Raw genomic sequence first — 15,187 nt, forward strand, 5'->3', positions numbered from 1 at the left:
AGCGGTGCTGATTACCCACCGTGGCCTGAGCGGCCCGGCGATCCTTCAGATCTCCTCCTATTGGCGCGAAGGACAGGAGATCGAGTTGCGGCTGATGCCGGACATCGACATCGCCGCGATCCTGAAAGAAATCCGCCGCAGCCATGGGAAGCAGGCGGTGCAGACGGCGCTTGGTGACATCCTGCCACGCCGGCTCGCACAGTTCTTCGCCGATGGCGCGAAGCTCACCGGCCGTCAGCTGGCCGACCTCTCGGACAAGTCGCTCAATCAGCTTGCGGCCTCGATCCAGGCCTGGACGATCAAGCCAGCCGGATCGGAGGGCTATCGCACCGCTGAAGTCACACTCGGCGGCGTCGACACCAATGGGCTCGATTCCAAGACGATGCAGGCGAAGGCGGTGCCGGGCCTCTACTTCATCGGCGAATGCGTCGATGTGACCGGGTGGCTTGGCGGCTACAATTTCCAATGGGCCTGGGCATCGGGTTTAGCTGCCGGGCAGGACGCCTGATCTCCCTGCTTTTGGTGGGTCGCGCTTCAGCAATTGTTAACGGATTTGATCAAACCTTTATTTTCGTCGGCACAGCCGACGGTTGGTGAGATCGGATTGTCACATAAACGGAAATAACACTGTTTCCTATTTTTTGACTTTCCTCCGCCACGGCATGGCTGCAATATGTGTGTGACTGGCAAGCCGGTTCATCCGGGCCGATGGTTGCTGGTCGATGTGACAAGGACAGGATGCCATGAACGAACCACGCCGCCGTTCCCGCGCCATCGCGATTGCCCGTACCGACGAAAGCCGTCAGCAGAAGGCCGCTGTCACGCGCCTCGCACTGATCGCCTTCTTCGCCGTAGCCGCGCTCGCAGCCATTCCGGCCCTTTGGTTCTGATCACCGGCGACCGGCCCTAGCGGCCGGTTCCATGGGGCGCAGCGTAAGCGCCCCCGCGCCCCTTCGGATTTTCCGCCGCAGGCGATTGCGCTTATATAATTTTTAATCGTTCAAATTGAATAGTACGACGATGTGAGTTTCGTCAGGTTCGCGCTGCCTGGAGGGGTGGCGCGGATCCGCAATGATTGCCGACGGACTTGCGGCGTGCGCCGTATGATTTTCCGAAAAACATCAGCCTGTTTGCGCATCGGGTGGCTCTCGATCGTTCGCGCCTTCACGCCCTGTCGTGGAACGCGCAGACGTCTCGAGCCGTCGGGGGAGGCGAATGCGAGCTGCGAGCCAAGGTGTTTTCAATGTTCATTGATAGAATTCTTGCCCGTTTCAAGATCCAGACGAAGGTGCTCTTTTTCATCCTGCCTTTCGTCGTCAGCATCTGTGCCGTCGGTATCACCGGCCTCTATGCATCCGGCCTGCTTCAGGGCCGCATGGAGATTTCCAACAGCGTGCTGCAGACATTGAGCGGCTTCAAGGATGTCTATGCGGGCATGAACGCCTTCCTGCATTCGACGACCGAGGAAACCAGGCAAGCGGTCCAGTCGAAGATTTCGGCCCAGAAGGATGTGCTTGCCGCGACGGCCGCGCAGGTCGCCGGCCAGAGCGGCCAGGACGAGCTGACGGCCGCAATCGCCGCGACAAACGACATCGAGGCGCGTATTGACGGCCTCTGGAAGCTGCATGTCGGTGAACAGGAGCTGCGCGCCGCGATGGCGGCGAACCTCGACGCACTGCTGATCGAGCGCTCCAAGATCAACGAGGAATCGAACCGGCTGCAATACGCCGTGCGGAAGAACGAAAACGCCGCCAAGACCATGCTGCGCGAAGCCGAGAAGCTGATGCGCGCCAGCCGCTTCTTCAATGAATTCGGCACCGAAGTCAGCAAGGCGATCACCGTCGACGACAAGCTGAAGGCCGTCAAGGAACGTTTCCCGATGATCGGCCGCACCGAGCGCGACATCTTCCGCCTTTTGCCGAAGGACGAGAAGTCGCTCACCGAAACGATCACCTCGGCCTCGAGCGAGATCGGCTCGCTGCTAAAGGCGCCGGCCGGTCCGGAAACGCTTGCCGGTATCTCCAAGTACGTCGACCGTTTCCGCACCGCGAGCTTCCGCCTGGAGGCAGCATCGGTCGGCAAGATGCGTGATGCGACGCGCATTTTCGCCGAGCTCGACGAGCAGATCGTCACGACGGAATCGGTGTTGACCGCAACCCGCCGGCTCGCCGCGTCGATCACGGACATCCAGATCTCCGCTGCGACCTTCATGGGGCAGACGAACGAAGAGAACCGCCAGAAGCTGCTCGACAAGTCACTTGCCGTTCAGCAGAACATGGCGACGCTGCGTGGCGTTGCCAGCGATGGCGCTTCCTTCGACAAGATTGCCGATACGCTGATGCCGATCCTGACGGCGATGAAGAAGGATGCCGCAGCACTCGTCGAAATCACCGTTAAGCGCACCTCGGACTTCGACGCCGCCGGCCAGTCGATCGACCAGATCTGGGGCGATCTCACCGGCTTTGCCGAGCAGCAGAAGGTGGCTGCGGGAACGGAGCGCCAGGAAGCAAATCAGATCTCGGTCGCTGCAACCGTCGCCGGCGTCGTCATCGCGCTGCTGGCCGGCATTGCGCTGACGCTGACGCTGAAGAAGCCGATCGGCCAGATCACCGCTGCCATGCGTCGCCTCGCAGATGGTCGCCTCGACACCGCAATCGACGGCGATGCCCGTCGCGACGAAATCGGCGACATGGCGCGTGCGCTCGGCGTGTTCAAGGAGAACGCGCTTTCCAAGGTGCGCATCGAGGCCGAGAGCGAAGAGCAGCGGACACGCGCCGATATGGAGCGCAGCCGCAACGACCAGGAAAAGCGCGAACTCGATCGCCAGATCGATCTGGCCGTCAGCGAGCTTGCGGCCGGCCTCGGTCGCCTGGCGCAGGGCGACCTCTCGCGCCAGATCGAGGTTCCCTTCCACGGACGTCTCGAACAGTTGCGCGAAGACTTCAACGGCTCGCTGATCCGCCTGCAGGATACGCTCTCGCAGATCCGTGCCAATGCGCAGGCGATCCAGGAAAGCGGCTCCAGCATGCACCATGCCGCGGACTCGCTGTCGAAGCGGACCGAAGCGCAAGCCGCATCGCTCGAAGAAACCGCCGCCGCCGTCGACCAGATCACCGTGACCGTTCGCTCGTCGGCCGAACGCGCCGGAGAAGCCAACCATGCTGTGATCCAGACGAAGCGCAGCGCCGACAGTTCGGCCACCGTCGTCACCAACGCGATCGCCGCCATGGGACGCATCGAGGACGCCTCGCGCCAGATCGAGCAGATCATCGAGGTGATCGACGACATCGCCTTCCAGACGAACCTCCTGGCGCTGAACGCCGGCATCGAGGCGGCGCGTGCGGGTGAAGCGGGTAAGGGTTTTGCCGTTGTCGCCCAGGAAGTGCGTGAACTGGCACAGCGTTCGGCAGAGGCCGCGCGCGAAATCAAGGGCCTCATCAACAAGTCGACGACCGAGGTCAATGCGGGTTCGCACCTGGTCAAGGAAACCGGCGAAGTGCTGGCATCGATCAGCGCGCAGATCGTCACCGTCAGCCAGCACGTCGAGATGATCGCGACCGCAAGCCGCGATCAGGCCGTGGCCTTGAACGAGGTCAACGGCTCGGTCAACCAGATGGACCAGATGACACAGCAGAACGCATCCATGGTCGAGGAAGCGACGGCGACGAGCCGGTCGCTCGCGCACCAGGCGGACACGCTGATGATGCTTGTCGAGCAGTTCCGCCTGGAGCCGGAAGCAGACGAGTACAACTACCGGGCCGCCTGAGGCGACCGGCTATCGAATTCGCTGACGGCGGACGTTCCGTCTTCCGGCGAAGGCACGGCAAACCGGAATCGCCGTGCGACATAACAACGGCAGGGGCTAACATTGCACCGCGTGGCCGCAGGGCTCCGCGGTGCTCTTTTTTTCAGCGCCGACGCGCCTCATGCGTCGCTCTGCGATCCTGGCGGTCAAGGCGTTGAACAGGCGCCGAAAATATCCCAGCGGCTTCGGATCGAAGTCTTCGTCCCAACGCCTGTTTTTCAGGGCCATGTCGGCGATATAGACCATTGCCATCATTTCCATCGTGATGCTCCTCATGTGGTGGGCATCACCTCTTTTATGCATCAAAAGCAGTTTTACATACACCGGATAACGGCCTATATTTTTCAGCCATGAAAAACCTGGATTGGGATATCTACCGCTGTTTCATGAGCGTGGCACGCACGGGCGGCCTGACCGGAGCGGCGCAAACGCTCGGCTCGAGCCCCGCCACTGTCGGGCGGCGGATGCTGGAGCTCGAGGAGCGAACCGGGCGCGCCCTGTTCCTGCGCAGCCAGACCGGCTACCAGCTCACGGGCGATGGCGAGCTTCTTTTCGAGCAGCTCCAGGAGATGGAAGCCGCCGCGCGCCGGGTCGAGAGCTGGCGGCGCGAGGGTGAAGGCGCGACCGTCCGCATCACCGTCGGCACCTGGATCGCCTGGCTACTTGCCGAGAACTTCCCGGCGCTCTGCAGCGAGAGGGACGGCTTCAACCTGGCGATAACCGTCGGCGAGACGCGGGCCAGCCTTGCCTATCGCGAGACCGACATCGGCATCCGCGCATTCGAGCCCGAGGAGACCTATCTGGCGGCGAGCCCGGTCGGTGACGTCGCCTATGCCGCCTACCGCCAGAAGAACGCGCCTTCGGCTGTCAGCTCCCGGTGGGTGGCGGTGGGCGAAGAGGAGGCGATCTCGGCCTATCTTCGTTGGCCGCACCAGCAGGCAGACGGCCGGATCGTCGCGACGATCACGCGGCCGCGCTCGCTTTTGGATCTCGCCCGCGCCGGCGCCGGTTGCGCTGTGCTGCCCTGTTTCGTCGGTGATCTCGACCCGATGCTGGAACGCGCCGGCGAGGAGATCCCGGCGCTGCGGCACCGGCAATGGATCGTGATGAACAACGAGGACCGGCACCGAAGGGAAATCCGCACGGTGGTCGACCGCATGACGAAGCTGTTGCGCAGCCATGCCGACGTCTTTGCCGGAAAACGACCGCGTCGCGGCTGAACAGGAGGGCACCCAGCCGGCATCCAGGCCGCGCGCTTAGCTGTTAGATTGGAAATCTTGGCGCTTGTTCAACGCATCAGGAGTTTGACGAGGGCAGCCTGGGAATTGACCCGGGTCTTGGCGTAGATGCTTTTCAGTTGGGTGCGGATCGTCTCGTAGCTGACGCCGTTGGCGTGCGACATTTCCTTCAGCGTCAGGCCGGCGGCGACGCCGGAGGCGATGCGGATTTCGGCCGGCGTGAGGCCGTAGCTGTCCTTAAGATGGTCGAGGCGTTGGTCGCAAACGAGTGACGTCGCCGGCTCGATCAGCACCGCGACCGTGGGGCCATCCAGAAGTTCGGTAAAGATGTTGGCGCTTCGCCGGACCAGGGTGATCCGGAAAGCGCCATCCTCCGCGGTCGTGACGATGCGAACCTGCGGCTGCGCCGCGGCGCCGACCGGTGAGGCCAGCAGCTCCAGCGTCGCATTGGTTTCCGGCTCGTCCATGAACAGGCGCCCGTTGTGCGTGACGCGAAACGGAGAGCCCTTGGCCGCCATCTGTTCGGCATTGTCGTTCATCGAACGGATGCGGAGATTGTCGCCGACATAGATGACGCCGACGCCGATCGTATCCAGCAGCGTCCGGCCCTCATGCTGTTCGGCTATCATCAGGTCACGCCGCCGCAGGAAGTCGAAGGCGCGCTTCAGATGGGGAGCAAGCTGGGTGTATTGATCGGCTGCCCGCTGGTTGACCTCTTCGTCCGTCGACGATGTGCAGGTCGATACCAGCAATGTGCGGGTCGGGCTGCGCACGATCGTCACGCCCACAGTGGTCTCGCAGCCGGTCTGGCTCTTCAGCCAATCATTGTAGAACTCCGATTTGATGAGGTCCGCGCGCGAGACGATGTGTTCGCCGGAGAGACCCCGCCCCACCGGCACGAGCACCGACTTCGGAATCCACGGGTTGATCGCCGCGAAGTGGTTGTTGAATTGGTCGATCGCATCAGGGGTAAAGCCGGAGACGTAGGGCACGCAGGCGGCTGGCGATGTCAGATCGTGGTAGTGCAGTGCCGAGCGCCCGTCGGGCATGGTCGTCGTCAGCCGGTCGAGAAAGTCCTGCCAGCTGCAGTCGCCAAAGGCGGCGCCGTAGATCAGCTCCGTCAGTTCGGCCGTATCGGCAGCTTTCGTCGATCGATACATGCTTGCCCCTAGCTCAAATAGGCTAGGCTAATGTAACCCGCTGCAAGGCGACCGATCAACTTGAAATGGCAGTTCAAAGGCAAGCGTTGAATCACGATTCAGTGTTGCAACCATGAATGGCCGGCATTCTCGCCGGCCATTCCGATCTCGTGCAACGTCATATCGTCGCTTTGATAGACGTAAAAATCAACCTGAAATTGCTTTCGTCGCTCTGATTGCGGCCAGCGGCTGAAATGAAATTGACGAAAGCAGGGCCATCGCAAGCATCATCGCGATCAGCATCACGGCCGGCCCTGTGTAACGATGACGGGGATCAGAAGATCGCCCCAGTTGCCTTCGCCGCCGTGGTGGCGGGCCGAGCGAACGAGCTCGACCGATACGCCGGCGTCGACGGCTTTCATGACGGACTGGTTGAGGCGGTGCAGGTCGTTGGCGACCATGCGGATCGCAGCCTGCTGGTCCGGGGTCATTGCCGAAGACTGCTCCTCGGCCCGTTCCTTGACGCGTGTCTGGACTGTCATTGGACTTCTCCTTGAGGTTCGAGGCTGGAATGGGATGCGGGTTCCGTCCGCATCCCGCCCCAATTTCTGGGGATCGGCAGGAGCGCAGCGGGCAGGGATTGCCGCGCTCCCGCCGGGCTTTCACTCTGCGGCCGGGCGGAACTGATCGTGTTCGGTCGATTCTTTCATGGCGGTCGTCGAGGATTGGCCGCCGGTGATCGCCATCGAAACGGCGTCGAAGTAGCCGGTGCCCACCTCACGCTGGTGCTTGGTGGCGGTGTAGCCGTTGGCCTCGGCTGCGAACTCCGCCTCCTGCAGCTCCGAATAGGCGGCCATCTGCCGCGCCTTGTAGCCGCGCGCCAGCTCGAACATGCCGAAGTTCAGCTGATGGAAGCCGGCAAGCGTGATGAACTGGAACTTGTAGCCCATCGCGCCCAGCTCCCGCTGGAACTTGGCGATCGTTGCGTCGTCGAGGTTCTTCTTCCAATTGAACGACGGCGAGCAGTTGTAGGCGAGCAGCTTGCCCGGATGCACCTTGTGCACGCCCTCGGCAAACTTGCGGGCTTGCTCCAGGTCCGGCTTCGATGTTTCGCACCAGATCAGGTCGCAATGCGGCGCATAAGCCACCGCGCGGGCGATGCAGGGCTCGAGCCCGTTCTTCACCTGATAGAAGCCTTCGACTGTGCGGCCGGCATCGTAATCAACGAAGGGACGGTCGCGCTCGTCGATGTCGGAGGTCAAGAGCTTGGCCGCTTCCGCGTCGGTGCGGGCGATGACCAGCGTCGGTGTGCCCATGACGTCGGCAGCAAGCCGCGCCGCATTCAGGTTGCGGATATGGGCCGCCGTCGGGATCAGAACCTTGCCGCCGAGGTGACCGCACTTCTTTTCCGAAGCGAGCTGGTCCTCGTAGTGGACACCCGCGGCACCCGCTTCGATGAAAGCCTTCATGATCTCGAAGGCGTTGAGCGGACCGCCGAAGCCGGCTTCGGCATCGGCGACGATCGGCGCGAACCAGGTGTCGACCGAAAGGCCGTTGCCTTCGGAGGTCTCGATCTGGTCGGCGCGCTGCAGCGTGCGGTTGATTCGCTTGGCAAGCTCGGGTGCGGCATTGGCCGGATAGAGCGACTGGTCCGGATACATGGCCGAAGCGGTGTTGGCGTCGGCAGCAACCTGCCAGCCGGATAGATAGATCGCCTTCAGGCCGGCGCGGACCATCTGCATGGCCTGGTTGCCCGAGAGCGCGCCGAGAGCGTTGACGAAGTCATCCTCGTGAATGAGTTTCCACAAGCGGTTCGCGCCCATTTCGGCCAGCGAATGGCGGATCTCGACCGACCCGCGCAGCCGCTTCACGGCCTCTGCACCATAGGGGCGTTCGATGCCATCGAAGCGGCCTTGCGGCGCGCTCGGAACAAGCTTGTAAAAATCAGTCATTATATCCTCCCGTCAAAACCGGGCATCCATTCGACTTTTGTCGTTCGGTGCTTTTCGTTTCGAGTTCATGTGACAGTTTTTACATTGCGCTGCGACATTCGGCTAATGGAAACAGAGAAATGGTGAGATCAAAAAGGTTATCTTGTCTTGCTTTTGACAGAAGTGCGAAGTAAATTTGTAAAAAGTGTAAATCGTGTTGTGCGGCAGAACTTGTAAAGGTAATTACAAATGGCCGAAAACAAGATCTTTGCCGGGCCGCGGGTCAGGCGTATCCGCAATGGCCTGTCGCTGACACAGACGGCCATGGCCGATGCGCTCGGGATCTCGCCGTCCTACCTCAATCTGATCGAGCGCAATCAGCGGCCCTTGACGGTGCAGCTGCTTTTGAAACTCGCCTCGGTCTACAAGGTCGATCTCGACGAGTTGCAGGGGGAAACCGGCGGCAACCTCGCGCAGTTGCGCGAGGTTTTCGCCGATCCGCTTCTCTCGGCGGAACTGCCGGGAGAGCAGGAACTGATCGAGGTGGCGGAAGCCGCCCCCAATGCCGCCGGCGGTGTCGTCAAGCTCTACCGCGCCTATCGCGAGCAGGCGGCTCGCCTCAAGGACCTCGCCGATCTCCTGGCGGGGCAGGGGCACATGGAAGCGCTTTCGGGCACGCGGCTGCCGATGGACGAGGTGCGCGAGACATTCGAAGCCCGGCCCAATCATTTTGCTGCAATCGAGGCGGCAGCAGAAGCCTTCCATGAGGCGCTGTCGCCTGGCGATGACCTTGTGGGCGCTCTGAAGACTTGGTTGAAGAAGGAGCATGGCCTGGTGGTGCGCAGCCTGCCGGTGCATGCGATGCCCAACCTGCGCCGGCGCTTTGACCGCCATTCCATGCGCCTTTTCATCTCCGAACGGCTGTCGCCCTATGACCAGTTGCGCGAGATCGCCATGGAGGCGGTATCGATCGCCTGCCACGACGCGATCATCGCGGAACTCGAGCCCTTGCGTTTCTCGACTGCGGAGGCGCGCCGTATCGCTCGCTTCGAGCTTGCGCGCTATGGCGCGCATGCGCTGATGATGCCCTATGCCGCCTTCCTCGCCGCGGCGCAGCGCGCGAAATATGATGTCGATATGTTGCGCGCCCGCTTTCAGGTCTCCTTCGAGCAGGCCGCCAACCGGCTGACCATGCTGCAGCGCCCCGGAGCGCAGGGCGTGCCGTTCTTCCTGATGGAGATCGACAATGCCGGCCACCGCCTGCGGCGGGCCGGTGCATCAGGCTTCCCGCAGGCGAAATTCGGCGGCGGCTGTCCGAAGCTCAATATCCATGCCGCATTCTCGGTGCCCGGGCAGGTTCTGGTCGATCGTGTCGAAATGCCCGATGGCGCTGCGTTTCTGACGGTGGCACGCACACTGGACGGCCCGCAGGCGGCGTTCCAGGAGCGGGTCCGGCGCACGACCCTGCTGCTCGGTTGCGAAGCATCCTTCGCTGATGAGGTGGTCTACGGTTCGACGCTGCCGCCGGCGGTCGCGATTGGTGCTGCCTGTCGGCTCTGCGAGCGGCAGGGCTGCCTCGCGCGTGCCGAACCGCCGGTCACGCGGCCGCTCGGTCTCGATGAGATGGCGACCGGCCTCAGTGTCTTTGATTTTCAGTAGCTGACGGGGTGCTGGTTCGGCAGCAGCGGTGCGTTCGGCGCGAAGCATTCCGCCGGCAGTCCGGTCGTGTAGCCCCGGGTAATGTGCGCCTTGTCTGCATAGGTCCTGTCGCGCATCAGGATCGCGTGCAGCTCCGGCAGATTGTAGAACGGCACACCGGGATAGAGATGGTGCTCGAGGTGGTAGTTGATGTGGTGGGGGGCGAAGAACAGCTTCTCCCAGGCATGCGGATAGACCGTGCGAGAGCTCGTCAATTCGTCGCTGTAGTCCATGCTGCCGAAGTGTTCGGCGACGCTGCGTATATAGAGAAACAGGCAGAAGAACGTAAGGAACGGCACCACCCAGTAGAGCGCCACTTCCCGCCAGATACCGAGCAGCGTGAAGATCGCCGCCGCGGCCACATAGAAACCGATGCGCAGGACCTTGTATTGAAGCGTCGAGCGGTCGTTCTTTCCCATGCGCTTGGCCATATGCAGCATGTCGCGCAGCGAGTTGACCGCGACGAGATAGCCAAACAACTGGGTGACTCCGCGCGCAAGCTTCTGCGGAAAGGTGAATTGCGGCATGCCGAGCTTTGCGGTCCAGTCCGGATCCGCGTCGGTATTGGCGTGCTGATGATGGGCGAGATGGTTCTGGCGGTAGCCGTCGACAGTCGCAAGCACCGGCCAGGCGAGCAGGAGATCGCTCATCCAGTCGCTGAGTTTTCGGTTGCGGATGATGCGATAATGCGCAGCCTCGTGGATCATGCAGCCGAGCGCGTGCATGCGTCCGGCTATCAGCACCACGGCGATCAGGTAGACAAGCGGATTGCCGGCATATTCGCTGACGGCGATTGCCGCTGAAATCATCGCCCAATCGAAGGCGATCGCGCTCAGCGCCTTTCGCGGTTCGAGCACGGAAAGGCGTTTCAATTCCTTGGGGTCGATCCTGCGGCTCCGCCCGCCCATGGCCTTCTCGCCAATGATCTTCTCGCCCATCGCAATACCCGTACTTTGATGCACAACCGGAGCGAAAATCGCACGGCGGTTATGGTTAATCAATTGTAAACGTCGGTCCGTACATGTCGAGCATGGACATGGTTAACTGCGGTGGACGCTGCCGCCCGGTTTGATGAGGGGTGCGGCGCTTCGCCATAAGTGCCCGATTTTCCTTGACTTGTGAAAACCGTTGGCCGATGCGACGGCGCCTTTTATTGGCACGAAAGCGCTTGAGGTTATCGAGAAACATGCCTAACCTCGCGGCCTGAGCGAAGCGGATAGACGGTGCCCGGCATGCCGGGCCCGATATGAAAAATCAAAAGGGGAGTTGTATGTCCAAGCTCATCGTCACAACCCTGGCGGCAGCCGTCCTGGCCGGTTCGACCATGCTGGCCTCGGCGCAGGAGCGCGTGGTCAACGTCTACAACTGGTCGGATTACATCGACAGCAGCATTCTGGAAGACTTCACCAAGGAGACGGGCATCAAGGTCGTCTACGACGTCTTCGATTCCAACGAGATCCTGGAGACGAAGCTGCTCGCGGGCGGTTCGGGCTACGACGTCGTCGTGCCGACGGCGACCTTCCTGCAGCGGCAGATCGCTGCCGGCGTGTTCCAGAAGCTCGACAAGTCGAAGCTGCCGAACCTTTCCAATATGTGGGATGTGATCATGGATCGTACGGCCAAGTACGATCCGGGCAACGACTATGCCATCGACTACATGTGGGGCACCACCGGCATCGGCTACAATGTCGACAAGATGAAGGCGATCCTCGGTACCGACGAGAAGCCCAACTGGGACGTCATCTTCAAGCCGGAACTGGCGGCGAAGTTCAAGGATTGCGGCATCCACATCCTCGATTCCCCGACCGACGTCATGCCTTCGGCGCTCGCCTATCTCGGCCTCAATCCGGATAGCCACGAGGCTGCCGATCTGGAAAAGGCGGCTGAGCTGCTGGCGAGCATCCGTCCCTATGTGCGCAAGTTCCATTCCTCGGAATACATCAACGCGCTCGCCAACGGCGACATCTGCCTCGCAATCGGCTTCTCCGGCGACGTCTTCCAGGCCCGCGACCGTGCGGCCGAAGCAAAGGCCGGTGTGACCGTCGACTACGCGATCCCCTCGCAGGGCGCGCAGATGTGGTTCGACATGCTTGCGATCCCTGCCGATGCACCGCACGTCGAGGAAGCCCATGCGTTCCTCAACTACATGATGAAGCCCGAAGTCGTGGCCAAGGCATCGAACTATGTCTTCTATGCTAACGGCAACAAGGCCTCGCAGCAGTTCCTCGACAAGGCCGTTCTGGAAGACAGCGCCATTTATCCGTCGGACGAGGTGATGCAGAAACTGTTCACGGTGACGCCCTTCGAGGCGAAAGAACAGAGGGTATTGACCCGACTCTGGACAAAGGTCGTAACCGGCCAGTAAGAGCGGAAAACGAATTGCCCGGACCTCAAAATCCGGGCAATTTTCTTAAGGGGGCACCGGGGAAAACGAGAGTGCCCATCGGCTGTATCATTCGGGGATAGATGATGAAGTCTCTCGGCAGTATCCGGCGGTCCTTTGCCCCTTGGGCGGATCCCGCTTCCAAGCCATTCATTTCCTTCAAGAACGTGACGAAGCGGTTCGGCGACTTTACCGCTGTCGACGACCTTTCGCTGGACATCTACACGCGCGAGTTCTTTGCGCTCCTCGGCGCCTCGGGCTGCGGAAAATCGACGCTTCTGCGCATGCTCGCCGGCTTCGAGCAGCCAACGTCGGGCGAGATCATTCTCGACGGCCAGAGCCTGGCCGGCATCCCGCCCTACCGGCGGCCCGTCAACATGATGTTCCAGTCCTACGCGCTCTTTCCGCACATGACGGTGGAGAACAACATCGCCTTCGGACTGAAGCAGGACGGTATGCCGAAGGCGGACATCGCAGCGCGCGTGGCGCAGATGCTGAAGCTGGTGAAGCTCGAGAAGTTTGCCCAGCGCAAGCCGCACCAGCTTTCCGGTGGCCAGCGCCAGCGCGTGGCACTCGCCCGCTCGCTCGCCAAGCGGCCGAAGGTGCTGCTGCTCGACGAACCGCTCGGCGCGCTCGACAAGAAGCTGCGCGAGGAGACCCAGTTCGAACTGATGGACCTGCAGCAGGAGCTCGGTCTCACCTTCGTCGTCGTGACCCACGACCAGGAGGAGGCGATGACCATGGCGGACCGCATCGCCGTCATGAGCCACGGCAAGGTCATCCAGGTTGCGACCCCGGCCGAAATCTATGAGGCGCCCAATTCCCGTTTCGTCGCGGACTTCATCGGCGACGTCAACATCTTCGAAGGAGCCGTCTCCGGAGCAGAGGGTGGCTATGTGCGCCTCGAAGGCACCAATGGCTTTCCCATCCGCATGGCGTCCCCCGAAACGCCGGCTGCCGGCAGAAAATCTGCCGTCGCCGTCCGTCCGGAAAAGATCCGCGTCAGCCGGCAGCCGCCGGCCCACGCCCCCGTCAACACGGTGCAGGGTGAGATCTGGGATATCGGCTATCTCGGCGACATGACCGTTTTCCACGTGCGTCTGAAGGACGGACGCGTGATCAAGGCGTCGTCGCTGAATGCGGTGCGCGCCGTCGAGGATCCGCTCGGCTACGATCAGGAAGTGTGGGTTTCCTTCGGCGAAGACGCCGGCGTCGTTCTGAAGGATTGAGACCATGACACGTGTCGCCTCCGCTCTCTTCAGCCGCCTCGTCATCATCATCCCCTATGCCTGGTTACTGTTTTTCTTCCTCATCCCCTTCTTCATCGTCTTCCGTATCTCGCTGTCGCAGACGGCAGTGGCGATGCCGCCCTATACGCCGGTCTTCGATCTCTTTGGCGGCCTGTCCGGCATCGTTGAAAAGGCGAGAGAATTCTCGTTCGACAACTATGTCTGGCTGACGGAGGATGTCCTCTACTTCAATGCCTATGTGTCGAGCGTCATCATTGCGGCGGTTTCGACCGTGCTGACGCTGCTGATCGCCTATCCGGTCGCCTACGGCATGGCGAAGGCGCCGAAGACCATTCGGCCGACGCTCTTGATGTTGGTGATCCTGCCGTTCTGGACGAGCTTCCTGATCCGCGTCTACGCCTGGATCGCGATCCTCAAGCCCGAGGGTCTGCTCAACCAGTTCCTGATGAGCATCAACGTCATCGACCAGCCGCTGATCATCCTCAACACCAATTGGGCGATCTATATCGGCATCGTCTATTCATACCTGCCCTTCATGGTGCTGCCGATCTACTCCTCACTGGAGAAGATGGACCACTCGCTGACCGAAGCGGCGCTCGATCTCGGCTGCACGCCGTTCACCGCCTTCTGGCGGGTGACGTTCCCATTGTCGCTGGCGGGCGTGGTCGCCGGCTGCCTGCTTGTCTTCATTCCTGCGGTCGGCGAGTTCGTCATCCCCGATCTGCTCGGCGGTTCGGAGACGCTGATGATCGGCAAGACGCTTTGGAACGAGTTCAACGCCAACCGCGACTGGCCGGTTTCCTCGGCCGTGGCGACGATCCTGTTGCTGATCCTGGTGCTGCCGATCGTCTATTTCCAGAACGCGCAGGCGAAAGCCGATGGCGAGGGGAGGTAGGTCATGGGCACCTGGTCACGTTTCAACATCGCCTCGATCGTTCTCGGCTTCGGGTTCCTGTACCTGCCGATCGTGCTTCTGATTATCTTCTCCTTCAACGAATCGAAGCTCGTCACGGTCTGGGCCGGCTTTTCGACCAAGTGGTACACGCAACTCTGGCACAATCAGGCGCTGCTCGATGCTGCCTGGGTGACGATTCGCGTCGCGTTGATCTCGGCGACCTGTGCAACCGTGCTTGGAACGCTTGCAGCGATCGCGCTCGTTCGCTACACGCGCTTTCGCGGTCGCATGCTGTTCTCCGGCATGGTCTATGCGCCACTCGTCATGCCCGAGGTGATCACCGGCCTGTCGCTGCTGCTGCTGTTCGTGGCCATCGGTCTCGACCGCGGCTTCTGGACGATCACGCTGGCGCACATCACTTTCACCATGTGCTTCGTTGCCGTGGTCGTGCAGTCGCGGCTCCTGAGCTTCGACCGGTCGATCGAAGAGGCAGCACTCGATCTTGGGGCGACCCCGGTTGCGACCTTCTTCGCGATCACCTTGCCGGTCATTGCGCCGGCGGTGTTTTCCGGCTGGGTGCTGGCCTTCACCTTGTCGCTGGATGATCTCGTGATCTCGAGCTTCACGACCGGACCGGGTGCAACCACGCTGCCTATGAAGATCTACAGTCAGGTGCGGCTTGGCGTGACGCCGGAAATCAACGCGATCTGCACGATCCTGATCGGTGTCGTCGCGATCGGGGTGGTCGTCGCCTCCATCGTCACCAAGCAGCGCGAGGTACAGCGCGAGCGTGACGAACGGGCCGCCTTTGCCCAATCCTGAACCGATGCGGCTCTGCGCCTGGCGGA

General features: G+C 61.7%; 15 protein-coding genes. 9 read left to right on the forward strand and 6 right to left on the reverse strand.

Features of this window, described 5'->3' with window-relative positions; all coding sequences use genetic code 11:
- The 3 genes from I8N66_RS02350 to I8N66_RS02360 all read left to right on the forward strand — a co-directional run.
- A partial coding sequence (locus tag I8N66_RS02350; RefSeq protein WP_291149228.1) for an NAD(P)/FAD-dependent oxidoreductase occupies positions 1–508 on the forward strand: 508 nt, incomplete at its 5' end.
- A 235-nt stretch (positions 509–743) separates the two neighbouring features.
- Positions 744–890 carry a hypothetical protein gene (locus tag I8N66_RS02355; RefSeq protein WP_223726446.1) on the forward strand — a complete coding sequence of 49 codons (147 nt, stop codon included), beginning with the start codon at positions 744–746 and terminating at the stop codon, positions 888–890.
- A 353-nt stretch (positions 891–1,243) separates the two neighbouring features.
- The gene (locus I8N66_RS02360; protein WP_113536387.1) at positions 1,244–3,766 is read left to right on the forward strand and encodes a HAMP domain-containing methyl-accepting chemotaxis protein; all 2,523 of its coding nucleotides are present in this window, start codon (positions 1,244–1,246) and stop codon (positions 3,764–3,766) included.
- 96 nt (positions 3,767–3,862) lie between these two features.
- On the opposite strand, the gene I8N66_RS02365 is transcribed toward I8N66_RS02360, so the two are convergent.
- The gene (locus I8N66_RS02365) at positions 3,863–4,051 is read right to left on the reverse strand and encodes a hypothetical protein (protein ID WP_291149233.1); all 189 of its coding nucleotides are present in this window, start codon (positions 4,049–4,051) and stop codon (positions 3,863–3,865) included.
- Positions 4,052–4,155: 104 nt separating this feature from the next.
- On the opposite strand from I8N66_RS02365, the gene I8N66_RS02370 reads away from it, so the two are divergent.
- Positions 4,156–5,025, forward strand: coding sequence for a LysR family transcriptional regulator (locus tag I8N66_RS02370; protein ID WP_113536385.1), 870 nt, complete (start codon positions 4,156–4,158; stop codon positions 5,023–5,025).
- Between the two features lie 68 nt (positions 5,026–5,093).
- Here the strand turns inward: I8N66_RS02370 and I8N66_RS02375 are convergent, their stop codons facing one another.
- The 3 genes from I8N66_RS02375 to aceA form a co-directional block, all read right to left on the reverse strand.
- Positions 5,094–6,203: a LuxR C-terminal-related transcriptional regulator gene (locus I8N66_RS02375; protein WP_291149238.1), complete on the reverse strand. Its 1,110-nt coding sequence runs from the start codon at positions 6,201–6,203 to the stop codon at positions 5,094–5,096.
- 281 nt (positions 6,204–6,484) lie between these two features.
- The gene (locus I8N66_RS02380) at positions 6,485–6,724 is read right to left on the reverse strand and encodes a hypothetical protein (RefSeq protein ID WP_034800815.1); all 240 of its coding nucleotides are present in this window, start codon (positions 6,722–6,724) and stop codon (positions 6,485–6,487) included.
- Positions 6,725–6,844: 120 nt separating this feature from the next.
- Positions 6,845–8,134, reverse strand: coding sequence for an isocitrate lyase (gene aceA, locus I8N66_RS02385; protein ID WP_291149247.1), 1,290 nt, complete (start codon positions 8,132–8,134; stop codon positions 6,845–6,847).
- Between the two features lie 228 nt (positions 8,135–8,362).
- Between aceA and I8N66_RS02390 the strand changes: the two genes are divergently transcribed.
- Positions 8,363–9,772, forward strand: coding sequence for an XRE family transcriptional regulator (locus I8N66_RS02390; protein ID WP_291149250.1), 1,410 nt, complete (start codon positions 8,363–8,365; stop codon positions 9,770–9,772).
- Here I8N66_RS02390 and I8N66_RS02395 read toward each other — a convergent pair.
- Together I8N66_RS02395 and I8N66_RS02400 are read right to left on the reverse strand one after the other, a co-directional pair.
- A complete protein-coding gene (locus I8N66_RS02395; protein ID WP_291149252.1) occupies positions 9,766–10,749 on the reverse strand; it encodes a fatty acid desaturase family protein in 984 nt (327 codons plus the stop codon). The genes I8N66_RS02390 and I8N66_RS02395 overlap by 7 nt on opposite strands.
- A gap of 55 nt (positions 10,750–10,804) precedes the next feature.
- Positions 10,805–10,999: a hypothetical protein gene (locus I8N66_RS02400; RefSeq protein WP_291149255.1), complete on the reverse strand. Its 195-nt coding sequence runs from the start codon at positions 10,997–10,999 to the stop codon at positions 10,805–10,807.
- A gap of 136 nt (positions 11,000–11,135) precedes the next feature.
- Here I8N66_RS02400 and I8N66_RS02405 point away from each other — a divergent pair, with 136 nt between their 5' ends.
- The 4 genes from I8N66_RS02405 to I8N66_RS02420 all read left to right on the forward strand — a co-directional run bounded on the left by I8N66_RS02405 (position 11,136) and on the right by I8N66_RS02420 (position 15,161).
- Entirely contained in the window at positions 11,136–12,176 is a 1,041-nt protein-coding gene (locus I8N66_RS02405) for a polyamine ABC transporter substrate-binding protein (RefSeq protein WP_365886704.1), read from the forward strand.
- Between the two features lie 104 nt (positions 12,177–12,280).
- The gene (locus I8N66_RS02410; RefSeq protein WP_162768676.1) at positions 12,281–13,423 is read left to right on the forward strand and encodes an ABC transporter ATP-binding protein; all 1,143 of its coding nucleotides are present in this window, start codon (positions 12,281–12,283) and stop codon (positions 13,421–13,423) included.
- Positions 13,424–13,427: 4 nt separating this feature from the next.
- Positions 13,428–14,339, forward strand: coding sequence for an ABC transporter permease subunit (locus tag I8N66_RS02415; RefSeq protein ID WP_113536378.1), 912 nt, complete (start codon positions 13,428–13,430; stop codon positions 14,337–14,339).
- A gap of 3 nt (positions 14,340–14,342) precedes the next feature.
- Positions 14,343–15,161, forward strand: a complete 819-nt coding sequence (locus I8N66_RS02420) for an ABC transporter permease subunit (RefSeq protein ID WP_291149263.1) — start codon at positions 14,343–14,345, stop codon at positions 15,159–15,161.
- Positions 15,162–15,187: the final 26 nt, after the last annotated feature.

Origin of the sequence: Ensifer sp. SSB1 (assembly GCF_016652895.1) — a bacterium.
Taxonomy (GTDB): domain Bacteria; phylum Pseudomonadota; class Alphaproteobacteria; order Rhizobiales; family Rhizobiaceae; genus Ensifer.

Coding starts and splice junctions, on each gene's coding strand:
- I8N66_RS02390 (WP_291149250.1), top strand. CDS start 8,363: ATGGCCGAAAACAAGATCTTTGCCGGGCCGCGGGTCAGGCGTATCCGC.
- I8N66_RS02360 (WP_113536387.1), top strand. CDS start 1,244: ATGTTCATTGATAGAATTCTTGCCCGTTTCAAGATCCAGACGAAGGTG.
- I8N66_RS02400 (WP_291149255.1), bottom strand. CDS start 10,999: ATGTTTCTCGATAACCTCAAGCGCTTTCGTGCCAATAAAAGGCGCCGT.
- I8N66_RS02410 (WP_162768676.1), top strand. CDS start 12,281: ATGAAGTCTCTCGGCAGTATCCGGCGGTCCTTTGCCCCTTGGGCGGAT.
- I8N66_RS02380 (WP_034800815.1), bottom strand. CDS start 6,724: ATGACAGTCCAGACACGCGTCAAGGAACGGGCCGAGGAGCAGTCTTCG.
- I8N66_RS02365 (WP_291149233.1), bottom strand. CDS start 4,051: ATGGTCTATATCGCCGACATGGCCCTGAAAAACAGGCGTTGGGACGAA.
- aceA (WP_291149247.1), bottom strand. CDS start 8,134: ATGACTGATTTTTACAAGCTTGTTCCGAGCGCGCCGCAAGGCCGCTTC.
- I8N66_RS02355 (WP_223726446.1), top strand. CDS start 744: ATGAACGAACCACGCCGCCGTTCCCGCGCCATCGCGATTGCCCGTACC.
- I8N66_RS02420 (WP_291149263.1), top strand. CDS start 14,343: ATGGGCACCTGGTCACGTTTCAACATCGCCTCGATCGTTCTCGGCTTC.
- I8N66_RS02375 (WP_291149238.1), bottom strand. CDS start 6,203: ATGTATCGATCGACGAAAGCTGCCGATACGGCCGAACTGACGGAGCTG.
- I8N66_RS02415 (WP_113536378.1), top strand. CDS start 13,428: ATGACACGTGTCGCCTCCGCTCTCTTCAGCCGCCTCGTCATCATCATC.
- I8N66_RS02370 (WP_113536385.1), top strand. CDS start 4,156: ATGAAAAACCTGGATTGGGATATCTACCGCTGTTTCATGAGCGTGGCA.
- I8N66_RS02395 (WP_291149252.1), bottom strand. CDS start 10,749: ATGGGCGAGAAGATCATTGGCGAGAAGGCCATGGGCGGGCGGAGCCGC.
- I8N66_RS02405 (WP_365886704.1), top strand. CDS start 11,136: ATGCTGGCCTCGGCGCAGGAGCGCGTGGTCAACGTCTACAACTGGTCG.